Below are 16,527 nucleotides of genomic sequence, written 5' to 3'. Positions count from 1 at the left end.
CAGCGGCCGTCTAGGTTCCCGTCCGCCGCACTTCCCTGACGGTCGAAGCCACATAGTCGATACCGGTGACGACCGTCAGCACGATAGCGGCGGCCATCACCACCGACGCCACTACTAGGAACGGTCCCGACACCGGCAGCACGAATAACCCGATGGCCACCGCCTGGACGAAAGTCTTGAGCTTGCCGCCCCAGCTGGCCGGAATGACGCCGCGGCGAATCACGGCCAGCCGCAATACCGTGACCCCAACCTCGCGGACCAGGATCAGCACGGTCACCCACCAGGGCAGGTCGCCGAGCATCGACAGTCCTACCAGCGCCGACCCGATCAACATCTTGTCGGCGATCGGATCGACGAACGCGCCGAATTCGGTTGCCATGCCGTAGTTGCGTGCCAGCAGGCCGTCGAATCGATCGGTAAGGCAGGCAACGGCGAAAATCGCCCAGGCCACGATCCGGGCGGAGGTCTCGTGACCGCCGCCGGCGAACAATGCGAGCAGGAAGATCGGAACCAGCACCAGTCGCAACAGCGTCAGGACGTTGGCCAGGTTGGCGATGCTGACGCGTCCCGCCACTGGTCCTGTCTGCGGCTGCCCCGACACGGCATCAGAATAGCGGTTGACCAGCGGACCCGCCCCAGATGTCAATACTGTTATCCGTGACCGAACGTTCTTGGGATAGCGGGCAAGTCGTCGTCCGGCGCGCGCGAACATCCGATGTCCCCATGATCAAGCACCTCGTCGACACCTATGCGGGCAAGATCCTGCTGGAAAAGAACCTGGTGACGCTGTACGAGGCCGTCCAGGAGTTCTGGGTGGCCGAGCTTGACGGCACGGTGGTCGGCTGCGGCGCGCTGCACGTGTTCTGGTCAGATCTTGGCGAGATCCGCACCATCGCGGTCGATCCGACCGCGACAGGCCACGGCATCGGACACGCGATCGTCACGCGGCTGCTCGACGTCGCTCGCGAGCTGACGCTTCAGCGAATCTTCGTGCTGACCTTCGAGACCGAGTTCTTCGGCCGGCACGGGTTCACCGAGATCGAGGGCACGCCGGTCACCGCCGAGGTATTCGAGGAGATGTGCCGCTCCTACGACATCGGTGTCGCCGAGTTCCTGGACCTGAGCTACGTCAAGCCGAACATCCTGGGCAACACCCGGATGCTGTTGCTGCTCTAGTCTTCGCCGTCGTCTTCGGAGCCGTCGGCGTTAGCACCGCCGCGGATCAGCGCCAGCGTTCCCGCCAGCTCGTCAGGCTTGACCAGCACCTCGCGCGCCTTGGATCCCTCGCTGGGCCCGACGATGCCGCGGGTCTCCATCAGATCCATCAGCCGGCCGGCTTTGGCGAAGCCGACCCGCAGCTTGCGCTGCAGCATCGAGGTGGAGCCGAACTGACTGGACACCACCAGCTCGACGGCTTGCAGGAAGACATCCATGTCGTCGCCGATGTCCGGGTCGACGTCGGTGCGCTCGCCGGTGGGCTTCGCGGTGGTGACGCCTTCGGTGTATTCGGGTTCGGCTTGGTCCTTGCAGGCGGTGACGACGGCGTGGATCTCGTCGTCGGTGATGAATGCGCCCTGCAGCCGGATGGGCTTGTTGGTACCCATCGGCAAGAACAGGCCGTCACCCATCCCGATCAGCTTCTCCGCGCCCGCCTGGTCCAGGATCACCCGGCTGTCGATGAGCGACGACGTCGCGAACGCCAGCCGCGAGGGCACGTTGGTCTTGATCAGCCCGGTGACCACGTCGACGGACGGGCGCTGGGTGGCCAGCACCAGGTGGATGCCGGCGGCGCGGGCCTTCTGGGTGATCCGCACGATCGCGTCCTCGACGTCGCGCGGCGCGGTCATCATCAGGTCGGCCAGCTCGTCGACGATCGCGACCACGTACGGGTACGGCCGGTACACGCGCTGGCTGCCCAGCGGCGCGGTGATGGCACCGGATCGCACCTTGGCGTTGAAGTCGTCGATGTGACGCACTCGCGACGCCTGCATGTCCTGATAGCGCTGCTCCATCTCCTCGACCAGCCAGGCCAGCGCGGCGGCCGCCTTCTTCGGCTGGGTGATGATCGGGGTGATCAGATGCGGAATGCCTTCGTATGGCGTCAGTTCCACCATCTTCGGGTCGATCAGGATCATCCTGACCTCTTCCGGGGTGGCCCGGGTCAACAGCGACACCAACATGGAGTTGACGAAGCTGGACTTACCGGATCCGGTGGATCCGGCCACCAGCAGGTGCGGCATCTTGGCCAGGTTCGCGGAGATGAAGTCGCCTTCGATGTCCTTGCCCAGCCCGATCACCAGCGGATGATGGTCGCGGCGAGTCGAGGGCGCGGTGAGGACGTCAGCCAGTCGCACCATTTCCCGGTCGGTATTGGGCACCTCGATGCCGACCGCGGACTTGCCCGGGATCGGGGCGAGCATCCGGACGCTCTCGGTCGCCACGGCATAGGCGATGTTCTTCTGCAGCGCCGTGATTTTCTCGACCTTGACACCCGGCCCCAGCTCCACCTCGTAGCGGGTGACCGTGGGACCCCGGGTGCAGCCGGTGACGGCGGCGTCAACCTTGAACTGGGTCAGCACCTCACCGATGGCTTCGGCCATCTGTGTGTTGGCCGCGCTGCGCTTCTTCGGCGGGTCGCCGGTAACCAGTAGCTCCATCGGCGGCAGCGTGTACGGGCCTTCGACGATCCGGTCGGTTACCTGGGTGTCCTGCTTCTTGGCGGCGCGACGACGAGTGCGGGCGGTGGGTTCCGGAATGGTGGGAGTTTCGTCCGGGAGCGGGTCGAGTGCGGCGGGGGCGGCATCCGCCGACGGCCACGCCTGCGGCTCATTTTCGAATGCACCGTCGTCGTAGTAACCGTCGGAAAAGTCTTCGCGCCCTTGGCCGTCCGCGTCGTCGTAGTCGTATTCGCCCTCGTCGGAATAAAGATCATCCACGAACCGGGTGTTGAACAAGGCGCGCATCATTTCCGGCAGCTCGCGGATGGTGGTGCCGGTCAGCAACAGCAACCCGAACAGTGCGCCGATGAACAACAGCGGTGCCGCAATCCAGGGCGTCAACCCCTCCGACAACGGACCGCCGATGGCGAAGCCGATGAATCCCGCTGCGCGACGGCGCAATTCGGGGTCACCCGGCGAGCCGGACCACAGATGACGCAGACCGAGCAGTGAAAGGCTGATCATGCTCGCGCCCAGAATCAGCCGGGGTCGCGCCTCGGGGTTGGGCGCGGTGCGCATCAGCACCACCGCTACCGAGGCCAGCACCGCCGGCAGGGCCAGGACGCCGGCGCCGATGAACGTGCGCAGCACCGCGTCGACCCACGCGCCGACCGGCCGCGCGGCGTCAAACCATGAGCTCGCCGCGACCACCACGGCTATGCCCAGCAGAACCAGCGCGATTCCGTCGCGACGGTGCCCCGGGTCGATGTCGCGGGCCCGGCCGATCGACCGTGCCGCACCGCCGGTGCCCCGTGCCGCCATCAGCCAGGTGGCACGCATCGCGCGCCCGCCGGTCATGCCGGCGGCAACCAGCAGGGACCGGTTATGACGTTTGGCCGGCCTGCTCACCTTCTTGCGGGCAGGTGCCGGTCGCGCACTTCGAGGCCCGCTGGTGCGCGAAGTGGCCTTTGACCTGCTCGTTCGGGTTCCGGAGCGGGCAGCGGTCTTACTAGCCATGGGGTCCAGCCTAGTCGCAACCGCCCCATATTCACCATCAGCCACACGGGTCACAAAACCGTTTCGATTCGGTTATCGGAGCGCTTCGACAGCACCCGAAATAGCCGGGACCAGCGCCGTTCGGTCGCAGCGGGCATCACAGCGGCCGTCGATTCCGGGTGAGTAGGGTGACAGCCATCCCGTCGCTACTCCTCAAGGAGCTCCGCATGCCCGTCGTCGTTGTCGCCACCCTGACCGTCAAACCCGAGTCCGTCGACACCGTTCGCGACATCCTGACGGCCGCGGTTGAAGAAGTGCACGAGGAGCCGGGGTGCCAGCTCTATTCGGTGCATCAAAGCGGTGAGACCTTCGTCTTCATCGAGCAATGGGCCGATGAAGACGCACTCAAGGTGCACAGCACAGCTCCCGCGATCGGCAAGCTGTTCTCGGCGGCCGGCGAGCACCTGGCCGGAGCGCCGGACATCAAGACCCTGCAGCCCATTCCCGCGGGCGACCCGGGCAAGGGCCAACTGCGCCAGTGAACCAGCAGCGCCCGGACGGACCGCTAAAGGGAAAAGTCGCGCTGATTACCGGCGCGGCCCGCGGCAGGGCCGCGCGCACGCGGTTCGGCTGGCCACCGACGGCGCCGACGTGATCGCCGTAGACCTGTGCGCACAGATCGACAGTGTTCGCTACGCCCTGGCCACCCCTGATGACCTGGCGGCCACCGTCAAACTCGTCGAGGACACCGGCGCCCGGATCGTGGCCAAGCAGAGCGATGTGCGTGATCGCGCGTCGCTGTCGGCCGCGGTGCAAGCTGGGATCGACGAGTTGGGCCGGCTCGACATCGTGGTGGCCAACGCCGGTATCGCCCCTATGCAATCCGGCGACGACGGTTGGCGCGACGTCATCGACGTCAACCTCACCGGCGTCTACAACACCATCAAGGCCGCGATACCCACCATGGTCGCCCAAGGCACCGGCGGGTCGATCGTGCTGATCAGTTCGAGTGCCGGGCTGGCCGGTGTCGGCAGCGCGGACGCCGGTTCCGTCGGCTACGCCGCGGCCAAACACGGGGTCGTCGGGCTGATGCGGGTATACGCGAATCTGCTTGCAAAGCAGATGATTCGGGTCAACTCGCTTCATCCGTCCGGCGTGGAAACTCCGATGATCAACAACGAGTTCACCCGCGAGTGGCTGGCCAAGATGGCCGCTGCGACCGACACTCCCGGAGCCATGGGCAATGCCATGCCGGTCGAAACGCTCGACGTGGAGGACATCGCCAACGCGGTGGCATGGCTGGTGTCCGACCAGGCGCGCTACATCACCGGCGTGACCCTGCCGGTCGACGCGGGCTTCTTGAACAAGTAGCGGCTATGGCGCGAAACCCCGCTGCGCAGAATGCTTTTGGTCTCATGGTGCTGGCCGCCGTCGAGCAGGCCGGACCGGATGAACGCGTCACACGTTACGTCCAGCCCACCGGCCGCAATCTCAACGCGTCGCAACTGGAATGGTCGGCCTACGCCGAGAAAATCTAGATCTCGATGACGGTCGGCACGATCATGGGCTGGCGGCGATAGGTTTCGCCCACCCACTTTCCGACAGTGCGCCGCACACCCTGGGCGATCCGGATCGGGTCGGTCACGTTGGCGGCAGCCAGCGCTTCCAGTTCTTCCTCGACTTTACGCACGGCGGCCTCGAGCGCCTTGGGATCCTCGGAGAAGCCGCGGGAATACAGGTGCGGCGTAGTTGCCGAACGCCCGGTGCTGCGGGTGAGCACCACGGTCACCGCGACAAACCCCTCGGACAGAATGAGCCGCTCGCCCAGCGTGATGTCGCCGACATCGCCGGTGACCAGACCATCGACGAACATCTTGCCAACCGGCACCGCGCCGGCGATCGTCGCCCTGCCACCGACCAGGTCAACGCTGACACCGTTCTCGGCCAACAGGATTGACTCTTCCGGCACTCCGGTGGTGGCGGCCAGCTTGGCATTGGCTCGCAGCATCCGCCAGGTCCCGTGCACCGGCATCACATTGCGCGGCCGCACCCCGTTGTACAGGAAGAGCAGCTCACCAGCGTAGGCATGGCCCGAAACATGCACCCGGGCTTGGGCATTGGTGACGACTCGGGCGCCGACCTTGGCCAGCGAATCGATGACACCATAGACCGCTTCCTCATTGCCCGGGATCAGCGACGACGACAGCACGATGAGGTCACCCGAGGTCAGCGTGATACTGCGATGCTCGCCGCGCGACATCCGGGACAACGCCGCCATCGGCTCGCCCTGGGTGCCGGTGGTGATCAGCACCACCCGCTCGGGCGCCATCATCTCGGCGGCCCCGATGTCGATCACGTCGGAGTCGTTGACCTGCAGGAAGCCCAGATCTCGGGCGATACTCATGTTGCGCACCATGGATCGACCGACGAACGATACCCTTCGGCCCAAAGCGACTGCCGCATCGATGATTTGCTGTACCCGGTCGACGTTGGAGGCAAAGCACGCCACGATGACGCGCCCCTCCGCACCACGGATCAGCCGGTGCAGGGTCGGACCCACCTCGCTCTCGGACGGCCCGACACCGGGGATCCCGGCGTTAGTCGAGTCACACAGAAACAGATCCACACCGGTGCCGCCGAGCCGTGACATGCCGGGGAGGTCGGTGGGCCGGCCGTCCAGCGGTTGTTGGTCCAGTTTGATGTCGCCAGTGTGCAGAACCGTTCCGGCGCCGGTATAGACGGCGATTGCCAGTGCGTCCGGGATGGAGTGGTTCACGGCGAAGTATTCGCAGTCGAACACGCCGTGGTGGCTGCTCTGTCCCTCTTTGACTTCGACGAACACCGGCTTGATGCGGTGCTCGCGGCACTTGGCGGCGACCATCGCCAGGGTGAACTTGGACCCGACGACTGGGATGTCGGGCCGCAGCTTGAGCAGGAATGGGATCGCCCCGATGTGGTCCTCGTGCGCATGCGTTAGCACCAGGGCCTCAATGTCGTCGAGCCGGTCTTCGATGTGGCGCAAGTCGGGCAGAATCAGGTCGACGCCCGGCTCGTCGTGGGTGGGAAACATCACCCCGCAGTCGATGATCAACAGCCGGCCCAGGTGTTCGAAAACCGTCATGTTGCGGCCGATTTCGCTGATGCCGCCGAGCGCGGTCACCCGCAACCCACCTGCGGTCAACGGACCTGGGGGGCTGAGGTCTTCGTTCACCTGTCGATCACCTGAGTACCGAGGCCGCGCGCATGTCGGCGGCCAGCGCGTCGATCTGCTCGGGGGTGGCCGCCATCTGCGGCAGCCGGGGATCGCCGACGTCAATGCCCTGCAGGCGCAGACCCGCCTTGGACATCGTCACTCCGCCCAGCCGGCCCATCGCGTTGCACAGCGGCGCGACCGCGACGTTGATCTTGCGGGCGGTGGCGATGTCTCCGGAATTAAAGGCGGACAATAACTCTCGAAGCTGCCCAGCGGCCAGATGAGAAATCACACTGATGAAGCCGATGCCACCCATCGCCAGCCAGGGCAGATTGAGCGCGTCGTCTCCGGAGTAGTAGGCCAATCCGGTTTCCGCGATGATCTGGCTACCGCTGTGCAGATCGGCCTTGGCGTCTTTGATCCCGACGATATTCGGGTGTGCCGCCAGCGCGCGGATGGTGTCGGACTCGATCGGGACCACCGACCGCGGCGGGATGTCGTAGAGCAGCACCGGCAGGTCGGTCGCGTCGGCCACGGCGGTGAAGTGCGCGATCAGTCCGCTCTGCGGCGGCCTCGAGTAGTACGGCGTGACGACGAGCAGACCGTGCGCACCCTGCGCCGCGCTGGCCTTGGCCAGCTTGATGCTGTGTGCGGTGTCGTAGCTGCCAGCGCCGGCGATGACCCGAGCCCGGTCGCCCACCGCTTCGAGGACGGCGCGCAGCAGCTCGAGCTTCTCGTCGTCGGTGGTAGTCGGCGACTCACCGGTGGTTCCCGAGACGACCAGGCCGTCGCAGCCGGCGTCTACCAGGTGGCTTGCCACGCGCGCCGCAGCGGCGGTGTCAAGCGAGCCGTCGGCGGCAAACGGCGTCACCATTGCGGTCAGCAAGGTTCCCAGACGCGCGGGGGCATCGAATCCGACGGAACTCACGGGTCCCAGATTACCTGGCGGTGCCAAGCCGATTTCGCCGCCGCGCCCCCTAGGCTTCGGTGGCTAATGGACTGGTCGCGACCTCGGTCCCATCGGCGAGGTTGGAGATCTCGAAATCGGCGAATATCGCCGGTGCGACCGCTACCAGCTGGCGCAGACATTCGATGGCCAGACGCCGGATTTCCACGTCGGCATGCTCGCTGGCGCGCATTGCGATGAAGTGCCGCCACGCCCGGTAGTTCCCGGTCACGACGATGCGGGTTTCGGTGGCATTCGGCAGCACGGCCCGGGCCGCCTGCCGCGCTTGCTTGCGCCGCAGCACCGCGCTGGGTTGATCGGCGAACTTGGCTTCGAGCTTGTCCAGCAGTTCGGTGTAGGTGGCACGACTGGCGTCGGCCGCATCGGCCAGGATCTGCCGCAGTTCGGGGTCGTCCTGTAGGCCCGGCGGCACGACGATCTGCGATTCGGTTTCGGGGACGTAGCGCTGCGAGAGCTGCGAGTAGGAGAAATGCCGGTGCCGGATCAGCTCGTGGGTCAGCGAGCGCGAGATGCCGGTGATGTAGAACGACACGGCTGCGTGCTCGAGCACCGAAAAATGCCCGACGTCGATGATGTGTTTGATGTAGCCGGCGTTGGTCGCGGTCTTGGGGTTGGGTTTCGACCAGCTCTGGTAGCAGGCCCGACCGGCGAACTCGACCAGCGCCGGCCCGCCGTCGGCGTCGGTGGTCCACGGCACGTCTGACGGCGCCAAGAACTCCGTCTTGGCGATCAGTTGCACGCGCAGCGGCGCGATCTCGGCCACGGCGCCTACCCTATCTGGACTGTCGCCGACATCAGCAACGGCAGCAACGCGTCGCGGAAACCGGACAGCCGCAGGGATTCGCTGCGCCGCGCGTGACACAGCGCACCCAGCGTGGTGATCGTCTGCGCGGCATCGGCGCTCAGACACCGCACATCGCGCACCACAACGTCCATCAGGTCGCGCGGCGCGATGCGTTGGTGGCTAGTCGAGGTTCCGGCGACCTGCTGCTGCAGTCGCTGCGAGACGTCGGGCTGCCGTATCGCCGCCCACAGCGCCGAGGTGTCGACGCCAATCGGGCGCAGCACGACGAATTCCGAGCTGGCCACTGCCATTTCGGGAGGAAGCTGGACCACATTCCAGATTCGCGGAATGCGCGGGTTCAACTTGGCGAACAACACGCACGGTTGCGACAACACGAACTTGCTGCTTCGCACGGATGCGCCGTTCACGCACGCAGGTGTGGTGCCGTCGTCGAATGCCGGAAGGCTGAAATGCGCGACGACGTGGTCAAATTGCGCCGGCGCGCGAAGCACCGTCGACCGTTGCGCCAGGCTGCACAGCGGCACCTGGTCGCAGATCGACTCGACGATGGCGACCATCATCTGCTCGGCGGCCTCGACCACGCGCTGGTTGGCGGCAACCTTGTCGTCGAAAGCGCCGAGCAGCTCGGCGATCCGCTGCCGCTGGCGTCCCGGGGCCGCCCGGACCGAAACGTCACACAGAATTGCCTGGTTGAGCAGCGGCTGCCCCGATCCGGCCCGATGCTCGTTGAGCCTGCAGTTTTGCAGCGCGTAATACCAATATCGGGTCTCCGCAGGCTCTTTGGCCCGACACACCAGAGCGTTGTCGGTGACCCAAACATCGGAATCGCAATAGCGCACGCTGCCGCAATACGATCCGACGCGACCGAGCACGATCAGCGGCCCGCTCGCATTGGGTTGCGCCGCATACCCGATCACGCCGTTGGCCCCATAGACCGGGAACCGCCCGTCCGGTATTCGCGCCGGCGATCGGCTTCCCGTGCTGAAGTCGAGATACTCGCCGAGCGTTGCCTTCAGCATAATCGCCGCACCTGTTGCCGCAGTAACGTTTCCAATCGTGCGGACTCGTCGAGCGCGGTCATCAGGTCTGCGGTCAGCCGCGCGATCTTCTCGTCAGCGGGCTCCGCGTCAGCATCCGCCGCCGGAGCGCCGACATACCGCCCCGGTGTAAGCAGGTAACCCGCTGCCGCGATCTCATCCAGCGATACGGATTTGCAGAACCCCGAAATATCCTCGTACACAATGCCTCTAGCGGCCGCCGAACCCGACCCGCACCACGCGTGATAGGTGTCGCCGATACCGGTGACCTCCTCGTCGGTCAGCGCGCGTTCCGCGCGATCGACGAGATAGCCGAGCCTGCGGGCGTCGATGAACAGCACCTGACCGCAGCGGTCGCCTTTGTCCCGCGCGAAGAACCACAGGCACACCGGGATCCCGGTGCTGCGAAACAGCTGTGCGGGTAGTGCGATCATGCACGACACCAGATCCGCGTCTACGATCCGCGCGCGAATGTCACCCTCTCCGAGCGCGTTCGACGACATCGAGCCGTTCGCCATCACCACGCCGGCCGCACCACCCGGTGCCAGCTTGGACAGGATGTGCTGAATCCACCCGTAGTTGGCGTTGCCGGCGGGCGGAACACCGAAGCGCCAGCGCGCATCGTGTTCGTCGCGAGCCCAATCCTTGATATTGAACGGTGGATTGGCCATCACGTAGTCCATGCATATGCCGGCGTGCAGATCATTCACGAACGTGTCGCCCCGGGCCAGGCCGGTGTTGTCGATCCCGTGAATAGCGAGGTTCAGCTTCGCCATTCGCCAGGTCTGTTCGACGCCCTCCTGCCCGTAGATGGACACGCTCTTCGGGTCGCCGTCGTGGGCGGCGATGAAGTTCTCGGTCTGCACGAACATTCCGCCGGAGCCGCAGCAGGGGTCGTACACCCGACCGCCGCAGGGTTCCAGGACCTCCACGATCAGCCGCACCACGCTGGGCGGTGTGAAGAACTCTCCGCCCCGTTTGCCTTCCGCGCGCGCGAAATTGCCGAGGAAGTACTCGTACACCTCCCCCATCAGATCCCGGGGTCCCTGCGGGTGTAATCGCGCGCCGTCGAGCAGACCCACCAGCTCACCGAGCCGGCGCTGGTCGAGGTCTTCGTAGATCCGCGGCAGCATCCCGGCAAGGGCCGGGTTCGCCGCCATCACGACGTCCATCGCGTCGTCGACGAGCTGACCGATGTTGTCAGATTTTGCGTTGTCCGCCAACGACTTCCAACGTAAATCTGACACATGCTTGAGGAACACCAGCCCCAGGATCACGTCCTTGTACTGACTTGCCGACAGCGAGCCGCGCAGCTTCTCGGCGGCCTTCCACAACGTGGTCTTGAGCTCCCTGGACGGCGCCATCAGCTGACCCGCTTGGCGGCACTACGCAATTCACCGGCCAGATCACCGCGGCCGGACACGGTAAACCCGCCCAGGCCAAGCCATGACGCCATCGAGTCCAGCTCTCCGGCCAGCGCGGCGGCCACTCGGGAGCGCGACGCTCGGTCGGCATCGGAAGGCTCACCGAACGCGCCCGCTACCCGCAGTGTGTCGGCGGCGCGGTCGGCTTTGAGGTCCACGCGTGCCCTCAGCTCGCCGTCCAGCAGCAGCGGCCACACGTAGTAGCCGTACTGGCGCTTGGCCGCGGGGGTGTAGATCTCGATGCGGTAGTGAAAGTTGAACAGCCGCTCCACCCGGGGCCGGAAGAAGATCAACGGGTCGAACGGACACAGCAGCGCGGTGCCGCGATCCAGCCGGGGCACCGACCGGCCGGCGTGCAGGTACGCGGGCGCTGACCAACCGTCGACGCTGACCGCCTCGATGTCGCCGGCGGCCACCAGCTCGGCGATCGCCGGTTTGACCTGCTGCGCGGACAGCCGGAAGTAGTCGCGGAGGTCGGCCTCGGTACCCACCCCTAAAGCGGTGGCCGCTCGCAGGATGAGCTCGCGGATGGCCTCGACATCGTCGATCTCGCGGGCCAGCACGCCGGCCGGCAGCACCCGTTCCACCAGGTCGTAGTGGCGGGCGAAACCGACCCGGGTGGCAGTGGTCAGCACCCCCGAAGCGAACAGCGCTTCGGCCACCCATTTGGTGTCGCTGCGACTGCCCCACCAGCTTCCTTTGGGCCCGCGCGGTTCGGACTCGAGATGGGCCTCGATCTGTCCGGCGGTGCTGGGCCCGAGTTCGCTGATGGCGGCGACGATCTTGTCGGCAAGCTGCGGATTGGCCTTGACGATATGGGTGCCCCAGCGGCCGTGCTGGTACTGGCGCATCCGCCAACGCATCAGCGGCCAGTCGTCGACGGCCATCAGTGCAGCCTCGTGTGCCCAGTACTCGGCCAGCAGCCGCGACGAGCGTGGGCCCCAGGCGGCGCGGTCCAGTACGTCGCGGTCGTAGGGGCCCAGCCTGCTGAACACCGGTGCGTAATGCGCACGAACCGCCACTGAAACCGAATCTAGTTGCAGCACTTGAATTCTCGAAATCAGTCGACGCAGGTGGGCGCGGGTGATGGCACCACCGGGTCGCGGCTCGTTAAACCCTTGGGCCGCAACGGCTATCCGCCGGGCTTGCGCGGCGGATAGCTTGCTGATCGACACGCGCCGAGAATACCGGTCAATCGGGCGGTCTCAGCGAAGGCTCACCCCGCGCTGGCCGTCTCCTCTACCGGTGCCGCAGCACTGCGGTCCGGCGGATTCTTTTGTTCTTGGTAGGCCGTCTCAAGCGCGGCCGGAACCGATTCCAGGTCGCGGTACACGCCCATCAGTTGTTCGAGGACCTTCACCCGTTGGTCGCTCGCCGCGTCCACTGCCCGGCGGGCTTGCTCGCGGTCGCGGTCGATCCGTTCCTTGGCCTCGGCGAGCAGCTGCGCACGCGCCTGCTGGGCGTCGTCGCGCATGCTGGCCAGTTCGGCGTCGAGCGTCTCCTTGGTTTCGCGATACTGCGCTTCCAGCGCCTTTTGCTGCGAGGCTATGTCCGCCAACACCTCTTGGTGCTTGCGCCGCTCGGTCTCGATTTCCGATTCGGCAGCCGTGATCAGCGCCTCTGCCTCGGCCCGCGCCTCGGCCTGCATCTCCGAAATCTCGTCGACCGCACGCCGCAGCATCCTCGCCATCCGTTGCTGCATCGCGTGGGGCGCCGGTGAGGTGTCCGTCAGGACGGCCACTTCCTTGCGCAGCGCGGCCGCTTCGTCCCCGGATTCCTTCAGCCGAGCCCGCAGGCTTTCGACGTCGTTGAGCAGCAGGCTCTGCTTGGTGCTCAACATCTCGATGTGGGCATCGACCGCGGTCGCGTCGTAGCCCATGAATTTGCGGGTGAACAGCATTGTGGGTTCGGTTATCACTGCCAATTCCCCTCCCTGGAAATGCTGGAAGTTCCGTCACACCGACGCCGCCGACCCCCGCCCGAGTATGTCAGGTCACGAAAGTTGACGCGCAGACGTGCGCTCAGAGCCGACGATAGCTGTGAAACCGATATCGCAGCCCAGACCGGCTGACCTGCCACTCCCCCGTCGTACCGAGCCAGGTCTCGTCGAGCACCGGGGCCAGCGCGTCGTCGTCGTCGCGGACCAGGTCGATCTCGATCTCGGTGACCTCGCATCGGGTGGCGTGCGGCAGCGCGAGACGGTAAATCTCGGCACCGCCGATCACCCACGCCTCAGGCTCGGTCAGGGCCTCGTCGAGTGAGTCGACCACTTCGGCTCCCTGCGCACAGAAGTCGGCTTGACGGGACACGACGATGTTTCGCCGCCGCGGCAGCGGCCGCACCGCGGCCGGCAACGAATCCCAGGTCCGCCGGCCCATCACCACGGTATGGCCCACGGTCACCTGCTTGAAGCGGGCCAGGTCCTCGGGCACGTGCCAGGGGATGTCGCCATTGCGGCCGATGACCCCGGATGTGGACTGAGCCCACACCAAGCCGACGACCGTCATACAGCGACGGGCGCTTTGATCGCCGGATGCGGATCGTAATTCTTTACGACGACGTCGTCATAGGTGTAGTCGAAAATCGAATCCCGTTGGGCCAGAGAAAGTTCCGGATACGGCCGCGGATCGCGACCGAGCTGGGTCCGCACCTGTTCGACGTGGTTGTCGTAGATGTGGCAGTCGCCGCCGGTCCAGACGAACTCCCCCACGCCGAGGCCGGCCTGGGCCGCCATCATGTGGGTGAGCAGCGCGTAGCTGGCGATGTTGAACGGCACACCCAAAAACAAGTCCGCGCTGCGCTGGTAAAGCTGGCAGCTCAACCGCCCGTCGGCCACGTAGAACTGGAAGAACGCGTGACACGGCGGCAGCGCCATCTGCGGGATTGCTCCGACGTTCCAGGCCGACACGATGTTGCGCCGGGAGTTCGGGTCGGTGCGCAGCAGCTGCAGCGCGGCGCTGATCTGATCGATGTGTTCACCCGACGGGGTCGGCCAGGATCGCCACTGCACGCCGTAGATGGGGCCGAGATCGCCTGTGTCACTGGCCCATTCGTCCCAGATCGTGACGCCATGTTCGTGTAGCCAGCTCACGTTGGAGTCGCCGCGCAGGAACCACAGCAACTCGTAGACCACCGATTTGAGATGGACCTTCTTAGTGGTCAGCAGCGGGAAGCCGGCGGACAGGTCGTAACGCAACTGCCGGCCGAACAGGCTGCGGGTTCCGGTGCCGGTGCGGTCCGGTTTGACCGAACCCGTCTCGAGGACCAGGCGCAGTAAGTCCTCGTAGGGCGTCGCGATCGGCACGCGGTCAGCTTAGCGGCGATCGCGAGCGCGGCGAAGCCGGGCGCGGGCGGGTCGACGCCAAAAATTCGCGCGGCGATTGCGAGCGCGGCGAAGCCGGCGCGCGTGGGGGCGCCTCCCGCTCACGCCGATTACTTTCCGTCCACAGTTGCGGAGTAGAACGGGTGCCATGCCGAATATCACCGACACCATCACCACCACCGACGGGACCTGCACCGTCCACTTGTTCACCCCCGAAGGTCCGGAATCCCAAGTCCCGTGGCCGGGCGTGGTCATGTACCCCGACGCCGGTGGACTTCGCGACACCTTACAGCAAATGGCGGCAAAACTGGCCGGATTCGGCTACACGGTGCTGCTACCGGATGTGTACTACCGCAACGGCGACTGGGCCCCCTTCGACATGCCCAGTGTGTTCGGCGACGATGCAGAACGCAAACGCCTGTTTTCCATGATCGGCAGCCTGACAGCGGCCAAGATCACCACCGACGCCCGGGCATTCTTCGACTACCTGTCGGCTCGCCCCGAGGTATCCGGCGAACGCTTCGGCGTGTGCGGCTACTGCATGGGCGGGCGAATCTCGGTAATGGTGGCCGGCCGTGTTCCGGACCGTGTCGCTGCCGCGGCGTCCTTCCACGGCGGCGGTTTGGTGACCGATACCGCGGACAGCCCGCATCTGCTGGCCGACCGGATGACCGCCACGGTGTATGTGGGCGGCGCCGAGAACGATGCGGCCTTCACTACCGACCACGCCGAACAGCTGGACAAGGCGCTGACGGCGGCCGGTGTGCGGCACACCATCGAGTGGTACCACGCCGCGCACGGCTTCGCGGTACCGGACAACGCGCCGTATAACGCGGCCGCCGCCGAGCGGCACTGGGAGGCGATGACGGGGGTCTTCGCCTCGGCGCTGCCGCGCTAACGCTTTTCGCGACTCGCCGCGTCGAGCAATAACCGCGCGGCCACCGTCGAACCGTCGGTGCGGACAGTGGCCGCGACGGCGCCGGCTTGGGCGCGGGTCTCGTCGGCCAGGGCCGCCTCGAGCGCGACCGGCAGGGCGCCCGGGGGCGGTGTCGGACCGTCGCATGCGGTACCGATGCCCAGCTCGGCCACCCGGCAGGCCCAGTACACCTGGTCGGCCCCCTGCGGTATCACCAGCTGGGGCGCGCCGGCCCGGGCGGCCGTCGTCGTCGTGCCCGCGCCGCCGTGGTGCACGACAGCGGCCACCCGCCCGAACAACGCCTGCTGATTGACCTCGCCGACGGCGAAACAGTCGTCGCGATCATCGTGCAACGCCAGCTCGGCCCAGCCGTGCGAGAGCAGCACGCGCCGGCCCTGGGCGCGGATCGCCTCGATCGCCATCGGGACGACTTCCCCGGCGCCCCACAGCGGCATGCTGCCGAACCCCAGGTATACCGGCGGTGTGCCGGCATCGAGGAACGCCTCCAACTCGGCTTCCAGCGGGCGTTCGTCGTGCAGCAGCCACGCTCCGGTTTGCACGACATCGAAGTCGGCCAGCGGCTGCCACGGACCCAGCGTCGGGTCGGCGGCCAGCCACGGCCGGTTGGTGTAGGCGTAAGCACGCACGTTGTCAACCGGGGCCAGGCCGATCGCCGCGCGGTGGCTGTTGAGCGTCGGACCGAACAACGTATTGGCGTTGCGCGCGTTGTGATCCCACATCATCCGGTTGTCAATCTCGGTGGTCCCCATCCCCCGGCCAACGTACTCCGGTGGCGGGTGATACGGCGACGGCAGATGAGTTGGGTGGTAGCTGGCGTAGACGTAGTGGATGCCGAGTTTGTCGGCCACCGATCGTGCCCCGGCCGACGTCCACACCAGGCCTGCCGACACCAGCGCGTCGCATCCCTGCGCGGCGGCGGCGACCGTGTCGAACTGCTCGGCGACCAACCCGAGCAGGTGGTCGCGCAGGTCCTCTTCGGACGACCGCGTCGCTGCGGTCGCCATCGCGCGCACCGACGGACCAAATCCCACCAGCGGAACACCGAAACCGGCTGCCCGTTGCGCGAATTCGTCGTCGGGCGGGGTGCATAGCACTACCTGGGCGCCCAGCGATTGCAGTGCGGCCGCAAGTCCCAGTAGGGGCTCGACGCCGCCGCGCGAATCGTATGTCGTCAGCAACACGCGCATGG

At 66.3% G+C, this 16,527-nt stretch carries 15 protein-coding genes and 2 pseudogenes; 5 read left to right on the top strand and 12 right to left on the bottom strand.

The genetic code is table 11. The annotated features are described in order from the left end of the window. Positions 1 to 10: 10 nt before the first annotated feature. Positions 11 to 601, bottom strand: coding sequence for a CDP-diacylglycerol--glycerol-3-phosphate 3-phosphatidyltransferase (gene pgsA / locus H7K34_RS15990; protein WP_201263382.1), 591 nt, complete (start codon positions 599 to 601; stop codon positions 11 to 13). A 56-nt stretch (positions 602 to 657) separates the two neighbouring features. Between pgsA and H7K34_RS15985 the strand changes: the two genes are divergently transcribed. After that, positions 658 to 1,176, top strand: a complete 519-nt coding sequence (locus H7K34_RS15985; protein ID WP_264062977.1) for an amino-acid N-acetyltransferase — start codon at positions 658 to 660, stop codon at positions 1,174 to 1,176. On the opposite strand, the gene H7K34_RS15980 is transcribed toward H7K34_RS15985, so the two are convergent. Then, positions 1,173 to 3,674 (bottom strand): FtsK/SpoIIIE family DNA translocase, encoded by a 2,502-nt coding sequence (locus tag H7K34_RS15980; protein ID WP_264062975.1) that lies wholly within the window; start codon positions 3,672 to 3,674, stop codon positions 1,173 to 1,175. The two genes, H7K34_RS15985 and H7K34_RS15980, sit on opposite strands and share 4 nt — an antisense overlap. A 206-nt stretch (positions 3,675 to 3,880) precedes the next feature. On the opposite strand from H7K34_RS15980, the gene H7K34_RS15975 reads away from it, so the two are divergent. From H7K34_RS15975 to H7K34_RS15965, 3 genes and pseudogenes are all read left to right on the top strand, one after another. Then, complete coding sequence (locus tag H7K34_RS15975) at positions 3,881 to 4,195, top strand: putative quinol monooxygenase (RefSeq protein WP_108920116.1); 315 nt, start codon at positions 3,881 to 3,883, stop codon at positions 4,193 to 4,195. After that, a pseudogene (locus H7K34_RS15970) lies at positions 4,192 to 5,024 on the top strand (mycofactocin-coupled SDR family oxidoreductase). The gene H7K34_RS15975 and the pseudogene H7K34_RS15970 overlap by 4 nt, the downstream one beginning before the upstream one ends. A gap of 62 nt (positions 5,025 to 5,086) precedes the next feature. After that, positions 5,087 to 5,191, top strand: a pseudogene (locus H7K34_RS15965) (SAM-dependent methyltransferase); the annotation flags it as partial. Here H7K34_RS15965 and H7K34_RS15960 read toward each other — a convergent pair. The 9 genes from H7K34_RS15960 to H7K34_RS15920 all read right to left on the bottom strand — a co-directional run bounded on the left by H7K34_RS15960 (position 5,188) and on the right by H7K34_RS15920 (position 14,383). Then, positions 5,188 to 6,864, bottom strand: a complete 1,677-nt coding sequence (locus H7K34_RS15960; RefSeq protein WP_264062973.1) for a ribonuclease J — start codon at positions 6,862 to 6,864, stop codon at positions 5,188 to 5,190. The pseudogene H7K34_RS15965 and the gene H7K34_RS15960 sit on opposite strands and share 4 nt — an antisense overlap. 7 nt (positions 6,865 to 6,871) lie before the next feature. Further along, positions 6,872 to 7,774, bottom strand: coding sequence for a 4-hydroxy-tetrahydrodipicolinate synthase (gene dapA / locus H7K34_RS15955; RefSeq protein WP_264062970.1), 903 nt, complete (start codon positions 7,772 to 7,774; stop codon positions 6,872 to 6,874). Positions 7,775 to 7,823: 49 nt separating this feature from the next. After that, a complete protein-coding gene (gene thyX, locus H7K34_RS15950; protein ID WP_264062968.1) occupies positions 7,824 to 8,576 on the bottom strand; it encodes an FAD-dependent thymidylate synthase in 753 nt (250 codons plus the stop codon). A gap of 5 nt (positions 8,577 to 8,581) precedes the next feature. Next, a complete protein-coding gene (locus tag H7K34_RS15945; RefSeq protein WP_264062965.1) occupies positions 8,582 to 9,637 on the bottom strand; it encodes a restriction endonuclease subunit S in 1,056 nt (351 codons plus the stop codon). Then, positions 9,631 to 11,019, bottom strand: coding sequence for a class I SAM-dependent DNA methyltransferase (locus H7K34_RS15940; RefSeq protein ID WP_264062964.1), 1,389 nt, complete (start codon positions 11,017 to 11,019; stop codon positions 9,631 to 9,633). The genes H7K34_RS15945 and H7K34_RS15940 overlap by 7 nt, the downstream gene beginning before the upstream one ends. Then, on the bottom strand, positions 11,019 to 12,254 hold the full coding sequence (locus H7K34_RS15935) for a winged helix-turn-helix domain-containing protein (protein WP_264062962.1): 1,236 nt from the start codon (positions 12,252 to 12,254) through the stop codon (positions 11,019 to 11,021). Before H7K34_RS15935 ends, H7K34_RS15940 begins: the two co-directional genes overlap by 1 nt. Positions 12,255 to 12,295: 41 nt before the next feature. Beyond that, positions 12,296 to 12,997, bottom strand: coding sequence for a coiled-coil domain-containing protein (locus tag H7K34_RS15930; protein ID WP_264063574.1), 702 nt, complete (start codon positions 12,995 to 12,997; stop codon positions 12,296 to 12,298). A 103-nt stretch (positions 12,998 to 13,100) separates the two neighbouring features. Further along, positions 13,101 to 13,586, bottom strand: a complete 486-nt coding sequence (locus H7K34_RS15925) for a dihydrofolate reductase (protein WP_264062960.1) — start codon at positions 13,584 to 13,586, stop codon at positions 13,101 to 13,103. After that, on the bottom strand, positions 13,583 to 14,383 hold the full coding sequence (locus tag H7K34_RS15920; protein WP_264062958.1) for a thymidylate synthase: 801 nt from the start codon (positions 14,381 to 14,383) through the stop codon (positions 13,583 to 13,585). The genes H7K34_RS15925 and H7K34_RS15920 overlap by 4 nt, the downstream gene beginning before the upstream one ends. Before the next feature lie 166 nt (positions 14,384 to 14,549). On the opposite strand from H7K34_RS15920, the gene H7K34_RS15915 reads away from it, so the two are divergent. Further along, a complete protein-coding gene (locus H7K34_RS15915; RefSeq protein ID WP_264062956.1) occupies positions 14,550 to 15,299 on the top strand; it encodes a dienelactone hydrolase family protein in 750 nt (249 codons plus the stop codon). On the opposite strand, the gene H7K34_RS15910 is transcribed toward H7K34_RS15915, so the two are convergent. Beyond that, the gene (locus tag H7K34_RS15910; RefSeq protein WP_264062954.1) at positions 15,296 to 16,525 is read right to left on the bottom strand and encodes a glycosyltransferase; all 1,230 of its coding nucleotides are present in this window, start codon (positions 16,523 to 16,525) and stop codon (positions 15,296 to 15,298) included. The genes H7K34_RS15915 and H7K34_RS15910 overlap by 4 nt on opposite strands. Between the last annotated feature and the right edge of the window lie 2 nt (positions 16,526 to 16,527).

Origin of the sequence: Mycobacterium montefiorense (assembly GCF_025823255.1) — a bacterium.
Classification (GTDB): domain Bacteria; phylum Actinomycetota; class Actinomycetes; order Mycobacteriales; family Mycobacteriaceae; genus Mycobacterium; species Mycobacterium montefiorense.
This window is presented reverse-complemented; position numbering and strand designations above follow the sequence as displayed.

What these genes read in the sequence shown, in the direction of transcription:
- H7K34_RS15980 (WP_264062975.1), bottom strand. Translation starts at nt 3,674, where the DNA reads ATGGCTAGTAAGACCGCTGCCCGCTCCGGAACCCGAACGAGCAGGTCA.
- H7K34_RS15975 (WP_108920116.1), top strand. Translation starts at nt 3,881, where the DNA reads ATGCCCGTCGTCGTTGTCGCCACCCTGACCGTCAAACCCGAGTCCGTC.
- H7K34_RS15945 (WP_264062965.1), bottom strand. Translation starts at nt 9,637, where the DNA reads ATGCTGAAGGCAACGCTCGGCGAGTATCTCGACTTCAGCACGGGAAGC.
- H7K34_RS15940 (WP_264062964.1), bottom strand. Translation starts at nt 11,019, where the DNA reads ATGGCGCCGTCCAGGGAGCTCAAGACCACGTTGTGGAAGGCCGCCGAG.
- H7K34_RS15925 (WP_264062960.1), bottom strand. Translation starts at nt 13,586, where the DNA reads ATGACGGTCGTCGGCTTGGTGTGGGCTCAGTCCACATCCGGGGTCATC.
- H7K34_RS15915 (WP_264062956.1), top strand. Translation starts at nt 14,550, where the DNA reads ATGCCGAATATCACCGACACCATCACCACCACCGACGGGACCTGCACC.
- H7K34_RS15910 (WP_264062954.1), bottom strand. Translation starts at nt 16,525, where the DNA reads ATGCGCGTGTTGCTGACGACATACGATTCGCGCGGCGGCGTCGAGCCC.